The 13318-nt window shown below is 38.4% G+C and carries 14 protein-coding genes; 5 read left to right on the top strand and 9 right to left on the bottom strand.

Features of this window, described 5'->3' with window-relative positions; all coding sequences use genetic code 11:
- Positions 1-75 precede the first annotated feature (75 nt).
- The 4 genes from BS1321_RS24635 to BS1321_RS24620 form a co-directional block, all read right to left on the bottom strand.
- Positions 76-270 (bottom strand): cold-shock protein, encoded by a 195-nt coding sequence (locus BS1321_RS24635; RefSeq protein ID WP_034307294.1) that lies wholly within the window; start codon positions 268-270, stop codon positions 76-78.
- A gap of 880 nt (positions 271-1150) precedes the next feature.
- Positions 1151-1357 (bottom strand): cold-inducible protein YdjO-related protein, encoded by a 207-nt coding sequence (locus BS1321_RS24630; protein ID WP_061463486.1) that lies wholly within the window; start codon positions 1355-1357, stop codon positions 1151-1153.
- Positions 1358-1482: 125 nt separating this feature from the next.
- Entirely contained in the window at positions 1483-3612 is a 2130-nt protein-coding gene (gene recQ / locus BS1321_RS24625) for a DNA helicase RecQ (protein ID WP_094246661.1), read from the bottom strand.
- A 155-nt stretch (positions 3613-3767) separates the two neighbouring features.
- Positions 3768-4565 carry a 3D domain-containing protein gene (locus tag BS1321_RS24620; RefSeq protein ID WP_063234476.1) on the bottom strand — a complete coding sequence of 266 codons (798 nt, stop codon included), beginning with the start codon at positions 4563-4565 and terminating at the stop codon, positions 3768-3770.
- A gap of 256 nt (positions 4566-4821) precedes the next feature.
- On the opposite strand from BS1321_RS24620, the gene BS1321_RS24615 reads away from it, so the two are divergent.
- Genes BS1321_RS24615 through cotJC form a run of 3 tightly spaced genes read left to right on the top strand, consistent with a single transcriptional unit; the run spans position 4822 to position 5904 of the window.
- A complete protein-coding gene (locus BS1321_RS24615; protein ID WP_063234475.1) occupies positions 4822-5055 on the top strand; it encodes a spore coat associated protein CotJA in 234 nt (77 codons plus the stop codon).
- Positions 5056-5322 carry a spore coat protein CotJB gene (locus BS1321_RS24610; RefSeq protein ID WP_063234474.1) on the top strand — a complete coding sequence of 89 codons (267 nt, stop codon included), beginning with the start codon at positions 5056-5058 and terminating at the stop codon, positions 5320-5322.
- 12 nt (positions 5323-5334) lie between these two features.
- Positions 5335-5904, top strand: coding sequence for a spore coat protein CotJC (cotJC, locus tag BS1321_RS24605; RefSeq protein ID WP_034307306.1), 570 nt, complete (start codon positions 5335-5337; stop codon positions 5902-5904).
- Between the two features lie 45 nt (positions 5905-5949).
- Here cotJC and BS1321_RS24600 read toward each other — a convergent pair whose 3' ends face one another.
- Positions 5950-6822, bottom strand: coding sequence for a CvfB family protein (locus tag BS1321_RS24600; RefSeq protein ID WP_063234473.1), 873 nt, complete (start codon positions 6820-6822; stop codon positions 5950-5952).
- Positions 6823-6942: 120 nt separating this feature from the next.
- Complete coding sequence (locus BS1321_RS24595) at positions 6943-7140, bottom strand: hypothetical protein (protein WP_063234472.1); 198 nt, start codon at positions 7138-7140, stop codon at positions 6943-6945.
- A gap of 326 nt (positions 7141-7466) precedes the next feature.
- Here BS1321_RS24595 and BS1321_RS24590 point away from each other — a divergent pair, with 326 nt between their 5' ends.
- Positions 7467-8657 (top strand): alanyl-tRNA editing protein, encoded by a 1191-nt coding sequence (locus BS1321_RS24590; protein WP_063234471.1) that lies wholly within the window; start codon positions 7467-7469, stop codon positions 8655-8657.
- A 440-nt stretch (positions 8658-9097) separates the two neighbouring features.
- On the opposite strand, the gene BS1321_RS24585 is transcribed toward BS1321_RS24590, so the two are convergent.
- Entirely contained in the window at positions 9098-9511 is a 414-nt protein-coding gene (locus BS1321_RS24585) for a hypothetical protein (RefSeq protein WP_063234470.1), read from the bottom strand.
- Positions 9512-9589: 78 nt separating this feature from the next.
- The gene (locus tag BS1321_RS24580; protein ID WP_063234469.1) at positions 9590-9781 is read right to left on the bottom strand and encodes a hypothetical protein; all 192 of its coding nucleotides are present in this window, start codon (positions 9779-9781) and stop codon (positions 9590-9592) included.
- A gap of 141 nt (positions 9782-9922) precedes the next feature.
- Between BS1321_RS24580 and BS1321_RS24575 the strand changes: the two genes are divergently transcribed.
- Positions 9923-10444 carry a GNAT family N-acetyltransferase gene (locus tag BS1321_RS24575; RefSeq protein WP_063234468.1) on the top strand — a complete coding sequence of 174 codons (522 nt, stop codon included), beginning with the start codon at positions 9923-9925 and terminating at the stop codon, positions 10442-10444.
- Between the two features lie 39 nt (positions 10445-10483).
- On the opposite strand, the gene BS1321_RS24570 is transcribed toward BS1321_RS24575, so the two are convergent.
- Positions 10484-12742 carry a HelD family protein gene (locus BS1321_RS24570; RefSeq protein ID WP_232522733.1) on the bottom strand — a complete coding sequence of 753 codons (2259 nt, stop codon included), beginning with the start codon at positions 12740-12742 and terminating at the stop codon, positions 10484-10486.
- Positions 12743-13318: the final 576 nt, after the last annotated feature.

Genomic DNA, 13318 nt, shown 5'->3' with positions numbered 1-13318 from the left:
CTTTTTGCCGTATCCGATTGGCAAAAAGATAAAAAAAGCTGAAGGGGAATCCCCTTCAGCTTTTTTTATACAGCCTTAATAGTTTCTTGGATTGTTGATTGCTTGAAGCATTCTGGTGCCAGGTTTCATCTCGCTGCTACATAACGGACAAACGTGTTCATCATTACTTGTAAAGTTATCGCGAATCCAACCTTTGCAATCTTCTGATGTACATTCCCACACCTTTGTTTCTTCAGGAATGATTTCTTCCGTATTATTTCTTCTATACATGTATCTCACTCCTTAGAATTGAATTGACTCCGTCCTGAATAACAGATCACAAGCCATAAAGATAAAAGAAGAATAGATGGCGTTTAATCTAAATTGTGAGTAAATACCCATTCGCAAATCTAAGTTTTGATAATTGTCCTTTCATCCAAACTTTTTGAATGGGAAGAACTTGAGATTACGACATGAATTTTTAATATCTCTTTATCCATTATATCATATATATGCTTTATATATTTGAGTAAAGATTCTAAATTAAGAAATGATTCCTTTAATGTCTGTTCAATCCAGATTAAAAATGAAACACAGTCCCTGACTTACCCTTCAAGATAATAGAGACTGCGCTGTTTAAGAATCCATTCCATATGGTTCTTCCTGCTCATTCGGTGAACATTTCAAAGCGAATTGAGCATGAGAGTAATTTTTAGTGCCAAAACCTAAAACAATGAAAGCCCTGCCTCTCTCCCATCCATACGGTTCCTAGACCGCGCCTGCGAGAATCAGATAAAAGCTTGTAAGTACATGTTTATTAATTAAAACCGTCCGTAATTCCAATTGGGTAGATTAAATTCCAAAAGATAAATGGTACATAGAAGTAAGTTAATGAAGAACAGAAATGGATCGAGGAAAATACTTGGTGATTACATGTATTTCTTTTTTCTAGATGTGTTTAACTTGTTTCTACTTCATCATGAAAATGATGAAAAATTATTTTATTAATAAAAATGTTACTTTAAATTACCCTCCAGTGCATTCTTTTCATAACACTGAAATTTAATAATACCATACATATTTTTATATGTAAAGCATTAAGCGAGAACGAAACCACTCCGGTATACTTATTTCTTAAAATAAAAAATAAAGAGGCTATGATTCACCTCTTTTATTTAAACGCATTATACTCATTTTCAATTTTTGGAAGTTCCCTGACTTCCTCAACTAATTGACTTCCACACATTGGGCAATCATAGTTTTCCGAGGCAAAATCTTTTCTCATCCAACCATTGCAATCTGCTGATCCGCACGCATATACTATCGTATCTTCCATAACGATTTCTGGTTCCTCTGAATTCTTTTTACCAAAATACATGAGCAACCTCCTCTTTTTATACATAGACTCTGATTAAAGGCGCGAAATTTCACCTTTTTATCATTCCTAGTATACGCATTAAACCAAATTCTTATTTATTCAATGAAGAAATTAACCAAAAAACCTTAACACCTTTCGTTTTCCAACCCTGCTTTAACCAAGATCGCTTTAATCATGAAGTAGGAAATATGCTCAGGCAGTACTTCTTTTAGTGGTTTCAATTTTTCAGAATCCAATTGTTTCGCAGTTTCCAAAACAAGATCATACTCTTTATCCAAGAAAATCTCTTCCCATTTGATATCCAAGTGTTCTTCTGCACACTTTAATAAATGATTTTCAATTGAAATGGAAGACAGCCCTCTCAATGTCCCAATTTCCTTGATTGATTTGCCTTCCTGATATAAGCGATAGCTTTCTAAGTGAGATGATTTATTAGCTCGCTTTACCGTTTCCTTTGTAACCATAGTATTCGTTTCTAATTCAGGATGTGCCTGTACATACTGGGAAATCCCCTGTAAGAACATAGATCCGAAGCGTTCGAATTTCTGCATGCCTACACCTTTAACTTCCAGGAATTCCTCTTCCGTCCTCGGCAGTTTGAGGGCCATATCTTTCAAAGATGCATCGGAAAAAATAATGAATGGAGGTACATTTTCCTTACTTGCCAATTCTTTTCTTAACTGTCTCAACTCTTCGAACAACCCATGATCCGCACTGATGCTGCTTACTTTTTTTATTTCCTTACGCAGAACTTTTTTCTGTCCCAAAAGCACTTCCCTGCCAGCATTGGTAACCTTAAGGACCGGAAACTGGCCGCCCGTCATTTCGATGTACTGTTTCGCTGTCAGGAAATCAATGAAATCACCTACATCTTTCGCAGATTGATCATTGATGATTCCATAGGTTGAAAGCTTCTGGAATCCGAACTCTTCAATTTTCTTATTGCGTGATCCCGTAAGCACTTGGGATATCATCGTTTTACCGAATCGCTCACCCATCCGTAACATGCATGACAGGACCATCTGTGCCTGTGTGGTCACTTCAACAGAGTCACGTTTATCTGTACAATTTTCGCAATGACCGCAATTTTCAGGGTTTTCTTCTCCAAAGTATCGAAGAATGAAGGCTTGCAAGCACCCCTCGGTAAAACAATAATCCTTCATTCTGTTCAATTTTTTCAATTCCTGGGATTGCCACTCCTGCGAGGGATTTGATTGATCAATCAAGAAACGCTGTATCTGCATATCCTGAGGGGAATATAAGAGGATACATTCACTATCCAAACCATCCCTCCCTGCACGGCCCGCTTCCTGATAATAACTCTCCATGTTCTTTGGGGTTTGGTAATGGATGACGTATCTAACATTCGACTTATCGATTCCCATCCCAAAGGCAGATGTCGCTACCATCAAGGGAACGTCATCACGAATGAATTGGTCTTGCTGTTTCGAACGGTCTTGTTCATTCATGCCAGCATGGTATCGACCTGTTTTGAATCCGGCTTTAACAAGCTTTTCATACAAGGAATCGACTTCTTTCCTAGTGGCTGCATATATGATACCCGATTCATTTTTGTTTTTCTCTAAATAGCGCATTAAAAACCGTCCGCGATTTTCTTCTTTCACAACGGAAAAGAACAGATTATCTCTGGAAAATCCCGTTGATATTGTATGCTGCTTTGATATTCCGAGCGACTGACATATATCATCGGTCACATGAGGTGTGGCTGTTGCCGTTAATGCCAGTACAGCCGGAGCTGATGGCATGTTTTTCAATAAGGTTTTGATTTTCAAGTAGCTTGGTCTGAAGTCATGTCCCCATTGAGATATACAGTGGGCCTCATCAATGGCAACCAATGAAATTTCCACATTAAATAGATCCTGTTGAAATGCAGGATTTTCCAAACGTTCAGGTGCCACATAAACCAACTTATATCTACCGTGCTTAATATCGTTCATTCTATTGGATGATTCTAACCCAGAAATGGAGCTATTAAGAAATGTGGCATCAATCCCATTTTGTTCGAGGGCATCTACTTGGTCCTTCATCAAGGAAATAAGTGGGGATATCACGAGTGTTACACCTGGTAACAGAAGGGCTGGAATTTGGTAACATATTGATTTACCACCGCCAGTAGGCATTATTCCCGCTGTGTTTATTCCTCCCAATACCTGTTCGATAATCTGTTCCTGACCTTTTCGGAATGACTCATAACCAAAATATTCTTGTAAATACTCACGTGCTTTTTCCATCAATTCACTACTCCTCCTATTTACCTTGTAAGGATTTATAAGGATCTATTACTTTCATTGTACCTGCTTTTCCCGTGAACCAAAAGGACAAAAAAGTAGACACATTAAATCTCTGTGTCTACTTTTTTCAATATATAAACATGTTTTGCATGGTTAAATTAATTCAGGATTTGCACTTTAACGTTTTTAACGCCCCAATTCACGGCATCCTGTTCGTTTGGAACAAATATGTCCACTCTATTTCCTTTGATGGCACTGCCTGTATCGGCTGCCGTTGCGTAGCCATAACCTTCAACATAAACTTTTGATCCTAGTGGAATGACTGAAGGGTCCACGGCAATCACTTTTGCATCAGGATTAGCTTTCAAGTCCACTCCTGTGGCTGTTGTTCCGCTGCAGCCTTGACAATCAGCCGTATAGGCGGTTGCACTAACAGTAATCTCTTTTCCAGATTCTGCTTGATCTTGGGATTCATTGTTTGTGTCTGCTGGTTCCGATTGTTCAACTGGTTTTGATTGTTCAACTGGTTTTGATTGTTCAACTGGTGCAGCTTGTTCAGATTTCTTCGCAGGCCCTACACTCGCCGCTTCGACTTTGTTAGCAGCTGGTTTAATGATTAGTTCCTGTTTCGGATGGATAGTATCTGAATTTAAACCGTTCCAAGATTTAATTTCATTTACAGCTACATCATATTTGTCTGCAATGTCCGATAATGTGTCCCCTGACTTGACTTTATAATGCTTTTCTTGAGAAATATGTATAGTTTCCCCGACATAAATCGCGTCTGAAGACAATTCATTCCAAGACTTAATATCTTCTATTGATACTTTATATGTTTGAGATATCCCCCATAATGTGTCTCCATCTTTCACTTTGACATCTTCTGCTTGTACCGGGATTGTGAATGCACCGGATATTGCAGCCGCTGCCGCTAACGATAAGATTGATTTTTTCATATGTTGTTACCTCCTTGTGAGCTGCTTTATAAGCTACGAGTTAAATCTTAACATAGTTTTTTTCTATACAAAGAACAAACAGATAAAGAATAGATGACAAACATCACAGTAAGATAACGGGACTATAACAAGATTTTATAATATTCTGAAAAAACATCATTTTCCAGATAATTTCCTTTCCAGACCAAGGAAGTCATATTATGCATTACCCAGGCATAAAAATTAAAGGCTATATCTTTACAAAGGAGGCATTTTTGTGACTCGCGAAAAGACTTTTACCTTAGTTAAGTCATATAAACCTTTTCATAGTAAATTCGATCCGTGCCCGCCGATTGGGAGAAAGTACTACAGGACACCTCCTAATCTATATATTAATTTTCAACCGCCGAATTTGGAGCAGTTCACACCGGAGGAAGCTTTGAAATACGGTACACTTTGGAAATTCTTTTATGATTTTTATGATAATCCATATCGGGAAAGGGAGACATAAATGAATAAGAAACTGGATGATGAATATTATCAGTTGCTTGAACAAATACAGGCTGCGGATTTCGTACTTGTCGAGTTGACTCTTTATTTGGATACACATCCTAATGATCAGCAAGCATTACAGCAATTCAATCAATTTCATGAATACTCCAAACAATTGAAATCGGTTTTTGAGCCTAAATATGGTCCATTATTGGGTTTTGGAAACAGTCCGGGCGGTGAAAATAAATGGGAATGGGGCCAAGGCCCTTGGCCATGGCAGGTATAAGGAGAGATATCTATGTGGGTTTATGAAAAGAAGCTGCAATACCCAGTTAAAGTAAGAGACTGTAATCCTCGATTGGCAAAATATTTAATAGAACAATACGGGGGTGCTGATGGCGAGTTGGCTGCAGCACTCCGATACTTAAATCAACGATATACAATTCCTGATAAAGTGATTGGCCTGCTTACGGATATCGGAACGGAAGAATTTGCCCATCTGGAAATGATCGCCACGATGATTTATAAGCTTACAAAAGACGCCACCCCTCAGCAGATGGCTGCAGCTGGCCTAGGTGACCATTATGCCAATCATGATAGTGCCCTTTTTTATCATGACGCAGCAGGAAATCCATTTACTGCCACATATATCCAAGCCAAAGGCGATCCCATTGCAGATTTATATGAAGACATAGCCGCTGAAGAGAAGGCCAGAGCAACCTATCAGTGGTTGATCGACATCTCGGATGATCCTGATATCAATGATTCACTCAGGTTTTTGCGTGAGAGGGAAATTATCCATTCGATGCGGTTCAGAGAAGCTGTGGAGATTTTAAAAGAAGAAAAAGGTAAAAAGAAGTTTTTTTAATGAAATTCACATAAAAAAAGCAGCGGAGAAAATCCGCTGCCTTTTTCATTTACGGTCTGAAGAATATGTCCATCCATCTTCCTGGTAAATCTTTTCTTCCTTCATCAGTTTACCGAGAGCACGCTTGAACGCTCCCTTGCTTAAACCGAAGTGAAACTTGATATCATCAGGTGGCGTTTTGTCGCCATAAGGCATTGCACCGCCGCGATTCATTAAATAAGTGAAAATGACATCAGCATCTTCCCCCATTAAATCTTGTTTAAAGGGGATTAAAGAAACGTTAAGAGTTCCATCTTCTTTACTATCAATGACGCGCCCTTCAACTAATTCACCAAGACGGGGCTCTTCCTTGCGTTCACTTTCGTGAATGAAACAGCGGTATCCTTCTTGTGAAATAAAGAAAGACCCAACCATAAGCAAACGATAGACATTTCCCTTAATACTGGTGTTTCGTACTCCTTTTAAAGGAGCTGGCACTGCAATCTCCTGAATTACATCTTCCGTTGCAAGTTTACCAAACAGGCGGTCATTACGATCTGTCTTAAGAGATACAAATAGACGATCACCAACCTCAGGCCATAAACGATCAATATTCGGAAGGTCGTCCAGGGATACAAGAATATCTTTGGAAAGACCGATGTCCACAAAAACACCCAGTTTTCTTTTCACATTGACAACTTCCGCCCAGCCATACTGATCAATCTGAATTTCGGGTATCTTCATTGTCGCTGTTAGCCTTGCTTGTTTGTCATGGTAAATGAACACAGTTACTTCATCGCCAAGCTCAAGTTCCGTTCCTTCACTCATTTCATTATGATGAAGTAAGACATCTTCTGAACCATCCGTTAAAAACCATCCGAAATCAGCCTTACGTTCCACTTCTAACTCTACAGCCATGCCGGCCTGAATTTTTTGCATGTATAAAAATCCTCCTGTAACTTACCTTTACCTACAATTGTACCCAATTATTTATTTTTCCAACATATTTGAATTTATCATTTTTTTGTTGTTCTGTATACCTATTACGGTTTTTTATTTTTAATCCTTGTTTTCTTCATGGAATGCCTGCGGCACCAGAAACTGCACTTGTTTACCATTACTTAACAAGGTATGCATGATCACTTTGGATAATTGGCTCGGTTTATACGGTTTAACTAAATAATCCTTTGCTCCCAAGGAAATTCCCTTCTCCCTTTTGTCAAGTGCGGTCGATACAAAAACGGGAATCTCATTCAAGTCAGTGGATCCTTTTAATTCCCTCAGGATCGTCCAGTTCTAGCCAATCAGAAATTTTGTATTTTTCCATATTTACAAGATTCACTTCTTATCACTTAACCCTTTCTTCCCTAAATGATACTACGGTTATCCTATTCCTATCGATTTTACCAATGACATCATAAGGGTAAGTCTATAAATAGAATAGTGTCATCTTGCACAATTTATTTAAAAATTTTCATAAAGTTTACTTATTTACCTGACTATTCATCTAAACCCTCAATTTCAAACTCAGGTATTTCGGTGATATAATTTAATGATCAACTGAAAGGAAATAGAAATCATCCATGACTAAAAAATTGTATTACACGTCCACCAGGACTTCCCAATGGGATACCAAAATTCGGGAGACCTTTGAGGAAAATGGCTTTTACTACATCACTCTTGAAGAAACCGCTTTTTATCCCGAAGGGGGCGGCCAGCCTGCAGATACTGGTAAAATAGAAGGAATCACCGTTCTTGACGTTATAAAAGGCAATGATGGAAAGATTCTTCATAAGACAGAGAGACGGCCAGATTCAGAGATCGTTCACTGTGAACTTGATTGGTCCCGCCGCTTCGATCATATGCAACAGCATAGCGGCCAGCATTTACTCTCTGCTGTTTGCAGGGAACTGTTCGACTCTAATACCGTCAGCTTTCACCTTGGAAAGGAATATTTAACGATCGATATAATGTCAGGATTTCAATGGACTGAAGTACATACGGATGCTGTTGAAAAGCTAGTTAATCAATATATCATTGAGAATCGCGAAATACTTATCTATTACGTGACAAACGAGCAATTACAGACACTTCCTGTCGTCAAAATGCCTAAAGTTTCAGAGAATATCCGTATTGTTGAGATAGAAGGGATTGAATATAACCCTTGCGGTGGAACCCATGTAGGGCGTACCGGTGAGATTGGCTTAATAAAAATTTTCAAAGCGGAGAAGCAGAAAGAACATACCCGTCTCTATTTTAAGTGCGGCTTCAGGGCATTGAACGATTATTCCGAAAGTCTAGGAATTCTTTCAGCATTATCGAATATGTTCAATACCGGACGTACAGAGATACTGAATAGGGTGGAGAAACTGGAAAATGACTATAAGCAGCTGCTATCGGCAAACGAAAACTTAAAACTTGAAAATGCAAATTTTCTTGCTGACTCCCTGCTTGCAGAAAATGGAGGGGGATTCATCTCTCATATTTTCGAAGATAGTTCAATGAAAGAACTGCTTTACCTTGCAGGTACGATTGTAAAAAAGGAAAAGGTTACAGTTCTATTAGCATCACGTAAGGAGCAAAAGGTCATCCTTTCACACAGTGGGGCCATCCCCTTTCATTGCGGACAATATTTTAAAGCGGAACTAAGTTCGTATAATGGGAAAGGCGGAGGGAAAGAACAGACTGCACAAGCAGGTTTTCCGTCACAAAATGACTTAATTGCATTTTTCCAATACACAGTTGAAAAATTAGGCCATAATCCTGGTGAATAAAACTTCTGCGAAATAGGCTATGCCCACTCGTAATGAACTTGGAATTTTCATTTTACAGAAATAAGAAGAGAGAGGACAAGTTTATGCCCTCTCCAGACTGTAGCAAATTCGAAGAAAAGCGATTTTGCCTGCAGTTTTATTTAATAAACGTTCCAGTTGATTTCAGAAATCCGCTCCCTTTCCGCCGACTGTCTGCCAAGCCTGCTCGCCGCAAGCGTCTGTGGGGTCTCGGCTAACCAGTAATTCGGCAGGAGTGTCGCAAATTTCTTTGATCTAGTGAGGTTTCATCCCATATAAACCAGGAAAAATCATGGAGTATAACCAAGTCTTGTTTTAATATTATGATAATCATTCCCTCGAAAAAATAGTAAAACGGATTGAGACCATTGTGAACATTTTGTCGAGAAACTGGAGATAGGACAGATTAGTCCTATCTCTTTTTATTCTTCTATTTTCAATTTCACTAATCCGTGTTCTTCAATATGAAGATGATATTTTTCTTCGAGCTCCATGATACGTTTGAACGCTTCCTCCTGATTGTATTCATGGTTTACCGACTCCTCGGCAAACTCTTTTCTAGCCATATGATAGGCAAGCTTATCCCTGAACACTCCTTCTTCATACTCATCTATGACTTCATGAAGTTGATCCTCCAACTCCCTGCTCAAATCATAAATTTCATATTCCTTCACAAACTGTACTCCCTCCATGCCGAAATCTTTGGCAAAGGAATTGAGATACTGTTCCATCTCACTGAATTCTTTATTATCTTCAGTATCAGAAGCAACCCAATATCCGTACTGAACCATTTTAAATAATGTTTCATACTGTTTCTTGGTAAAATTGATTTTCATTGTCGATACTCCTTTTCCGGTTTCTTTACAACAAAAAGAATAAACCGCAATGGAGTAAAAGTCCAATGCGGTTTATTCTCAATCCAATATTTCCGTTACAGAAAAATACGCTGCTTTTTCCGTATCTACGACATAGTGGCAATCGCCTTTAACTAAATTATAATAACGGTGCTTTTGAATATTTGAAATCATTTGAGTTGAGTCATCGCCTTCTACCTCATGCTCTATTTCTTTGCCGCCCGGAAAATAAAAACCAACTTTCAATTTCATCTTTCTCATCCTTCCCTTCATCTGGTTGAATCACTCTTTTAATTCTTATCCTTTCTCATGCAGTTATAAACATAAATTAAATGCTTATTCACTTTTTCCATGATATTCTAAGGAAAAATACGAAAACCAGAAGGTGTTTTTATGAAGATAAGGAAAGCTATGGAGGAAGATGTAAATGGAATTGCAAATGTACATATAAACAGCTGGAAAACGACTTATAAAGGAATCCTCCCGGATCAATATTTGTTTTCCTTGAATCCGGAAGCCAAAAAGAAAAACTGGCTAAGGAATTTAAAGATGCTGCATAATGCCACCTATGTAGCGGAAAACGACAATGGGGAGATCATCGGTTTCGCTGCCGGCGGACCTGAACAAACGAATGATTCGCATATTCAAGGTGAAGTATACGCCATTTATTTTTTAAAAGAATATCAAAGACAGGGATTCGGCCGAAAAATGATAAAAGCGGTCATACATGAGCTTATGAAAATGGAACATAAGAATTTAATAATCTGGGCATTAAAGGATAATCCTTCATGCGGTTTTTACAGAGCCCTTGGCGGTCAAGTGATAGCTGAAAAAACCGTTAAAATGGCAGGCATCGAGCTCATCGAAGTCGGTTTCGGGTGGGAAGATATCCAGGATGTTCTTTTGTATTTATGAGTGTATCCCGGAGGGTGGTTACATTCCACCCATCCCCCCTCATGCATCAATAAGGAAAGCATTTTTCTCATTACCTAAAAAATAAAGCCGGTGCAATGGCCTTGTCATTGTTACGTACAGCAGTTTGATATCAAGCTCATTTCCATGGCAATATGCTTCTTCAAGGGATATTGCAAATACGACATCGAATTCGAGACCTTTGGCTTGATAAGAAGGAACAATCAACGTTTTATCTTTAGGAATGTTTCCCGCTTCATCTATTAAATGAAAGCCTTTATGAAGTCCACTTAGTTTCTCGTTTGCCAGTTTGCAATCTTTCATCGTTTTGGCAATAACGGCAAACGTTTTAAAACCTTCTCCTTTAAGGCTTGCGATAAGTTCGATCAGCCCTTCTTCCCAACCTTCCTTTTCAATGGAAATGAATTCTGGATCCTTGCCATGACGGACTACAGGTTCAACTTCCGGGAAATCGTATGTTAACAACTGAAGTATCTCATTAGCTCTTTTCATTATTTCAACAGTTGTTCTGTAGCTTTTTTGTAATTCAGTATACGTCGCCCGAGGGAAAATACGACTGTGAACCTCTTCCCATGTTTGAAGTCCGCGGTATGAATGGATGCCTTGTGCAAGATCGCCTACAAGTGTGAACATATCAGTATCAACTGCCGTCTTGAGTGCCTGTAACTGCATGAAGCTATAATCCTGTGCCTCATCAATGACGACATTTTTTGCTTTGTTTTCTTTATCGACACCAAAAAGCCGCTCCTGAAGATATAATAATGCTCCTAAGTCCTCCATCTCATAACTTTTAGCCGTAAATAATTTATGGTTATACTCACATAAAACTCTGGCATCTTCGACATTTAGTTTACCGTTGCTGTAAGAGGCGAGACGTTCTGAATCTTGGTATAATTCCTGATAGTAATCCAGGAGATCTTTACTTTTGAATTGCTTAAAATAGCCTTTTACAGAAGAACGGATTGCCTTTTTGATCTGTCCTATCCTTTCCTCTTTTTTATCGAGGCATTTTGTAACAAATTCCTTACGTATGTCTGGATCGATATTTTTATAGAGAGCCTTCTCAATTTTGGCCTCATAAAAATCAACAACGCGTTCAAGCATTGTTTTCTTTTTCAATTTCACTTCATTTTGTAAAATAGCCTTCAGTTTGTCCAGCCTGCTGTATAACGGTAAATACCAATAATCCTCTTCCAGTAACCTAATGAACTTCTTAGCGGAATAGAGGCGATATTTATCACAATAAAAATCAGCATCCGGATGAAAACCCCTGAAAATATCCTTTACATATTCGTCCAATATACACTTAAATGCAGGGGACCCCTTCAGACCTGATATCCAGACGGCTGAATTAATTTCTTCATCATCATTTTCCAGCAATCGAGTTAATTTATCATCCGCTACAAGCTTCACTTGCTTTCCTATCGCTGCCTGAACATATTCGGAAAATGTGAATTGTTTTACTTTTTCAACACCCAATTCAGGTAAAGCTTCAGATATGTAATCAATGAAAACCCGGCTAGGAGCAAGAATCATTAATTGTCGGGGATCGAACAAGTCTTTATAGTGATAAATGAAATAAGAGATCCTATGTAAAGCAATTGTAGTTTTACCACTGCCCGCTGCGCCCTGGACAATGATCGGTTTATTCAAATCTGCACGAATGATTTTATTTTGTTCTTCCTGGATCGTGGTAATGATATCCGTCAATCGATTGCTGGAACTTTTAGATAGGGATTCCTGCAACAATTCATCCGTTGTTGTCAAATCAATGTCCCTTATCTCCTCCAAGACACCTTCTTCTATCATAAGCTGTCTTTTTAAAGTGATGTTCCCGCTGAATTTTTCCCCTTCCGCTTCATATTCAATTTCACCAATCCGTCCCTCATAATAAAGGTTAGCAATCGGTGATCGCCAATCGACGATGATCTGTTCCTGGCTTTCCCTCTGATAAAGCGATGTTTTTCCGAAATAAAGGACTTCGCCACTATCACTGTCATTCCTTTCAAAGTCCACTCTTGCAAAGTAGGGCTTTTTACTTGCTTTGCTTAAACTTTCAAGTTCGGTTTTGGACATCTCAAAAAAGTTGGCTGTCGTCAGCAACTGAGAATATAAGCCTGATTCAGACCAATCGGCATCGCCAAAAGCTTCTTGCATATTCCGCTGAAATTGATCTTTGCTTGTTTCTGATGTTTTGATGACTACATCCATATAACGTTTCGTAAAATCCAGCCGCTGTCGTTCCTGTTCAAAATCAGGGTGAATTCCCAATAAAACCACTTCCCCTTCCTTGTCTTTTATCATATTTAATAAAATGCCGACGCTTAGACGAAATGGACATTTATACTATCAGAAAAGCCAATGCTTGACAAATCTGGAGACGTAGAATTATATAGTTGAAATTTACCTTTCCTGTTATTTCATATAATTTGAAGAATAAACCATATATTACAGATTGGATTTGGCTAAAATATGTTGGCTTATGAAAGGGCATCCAAAATGCTTTCAAGAGGAAAATTTTTGAATACTTTTCAGAAATTCCAAAGAGGAATATATAATAATTACATCTTGGAAAATGTCATTACCCTCCTGGGTGTAGGAAGTATATTTCTATTTCATCAGTGGACATCACTTTTACCGATGGCATGATGTTAATGGCAATTATACTATTCTCTTTATTCATAATGATATGCAGTGAGCTTATTGTATATCAAAAAGATGTCAAACCCATCAAGCAGGCGAACCCTGATTGTGCATTACTTAGGGGCAGCCAAACCTAACGTCTTACTTCTTATTTTATTTATATATTGGGAAAAGCTGAATTCAGGCACTTTGTTGCTATTAGATTGATCGTTG

Origin of the sequence: Peribacillus simplex NBRC 15720 = DSM 1321 (genome assembly GCF_002243645.1) — a bacterium.
In the GTDB taxonomy this organism is placed as follows: domain Bacteria; phylum Bacillota; class Bacilli; order Bacillales; family DSM-1321; genus Peribacillus; species Peribacillus simplex.
This window is presented reverse-complemented; position numbering and strand designations above follow the sequence as displayed.

Excerpts from the sequence above, each read along its gene's own strand:
- BS1321_RS24635 (WP_034307294.1), bottom strand. The coding sequence starts at position 270 with ATGTATAGAAGAAATAATACGGAAGAAATCATTCCTGAAGAAACAAAG.
- BS1321_RS24630 (WP_061463486.1), bottom strand. The coding sequence starts at position 1,357 with ATGTATTTTGGTAAAAAGAATTCAGAGGAACCAGAAATCGTTATGGAA.
- BS1321_RS24620 (WP_063234476.1), bottom strand. The coding sequence starts at position 4,565 with ATGAAAAAATCAATCTTATCGTTAGCGGCAGCGGCTGCAATATCCGGT.
- BS1321_RS24610 (WP_063234474.1), top strand. The coding sequence starts at position 5,056 with ATGAATAAGAAACTGGATGATGAATATTATCAGTTGCTTGAACAAATA.
- cotJC (WP_034307306.1), top strand. The coding sequence starts at position 5,335 with ATGTGGGTTTATGAAAAGAAGCTGCAATACCCAGTTAAAGTAAGAGAC.
- BS1321_RS24600 (WP_063234473.1), bottom strand. The coding sequence starts at position 6,822 with ATGCAAAAAATTCAGGCCGGCATGGCTGTAGAGTTAGAAGTGGAACGT.
- BS1321_RS24590 (WP_063234471.1), top strand. The coding sequence starts at position 7,467 with ATGACTAAAAAATTGTATTACACGTCCACCAGGACTTCCCAATGGGAT.
- BS1321_RS24585 (WP_063234470.1), bottom strand. The coding sequence starts at position 9,511 with ATGAAAATCAATTTTACCAAGAAACAGTATGAAACATTATTTAAAATG.
- BS1321_RS24580 (WP_063234469.1), bottom strand. The coding sequence starts at position 9,781 with ATGAAATTGAAAGTTGGTTTTTATTTTCCGGGCGGCAAAGAAATAGAG.
- BS1321_RS24575 (WP_063234468.1), top strand. The coding sequence starts at position 9,923 with ATGAAGATAAGGAAAGCTATGGAGGAAGATGTAAATGGAATTGCAAAT.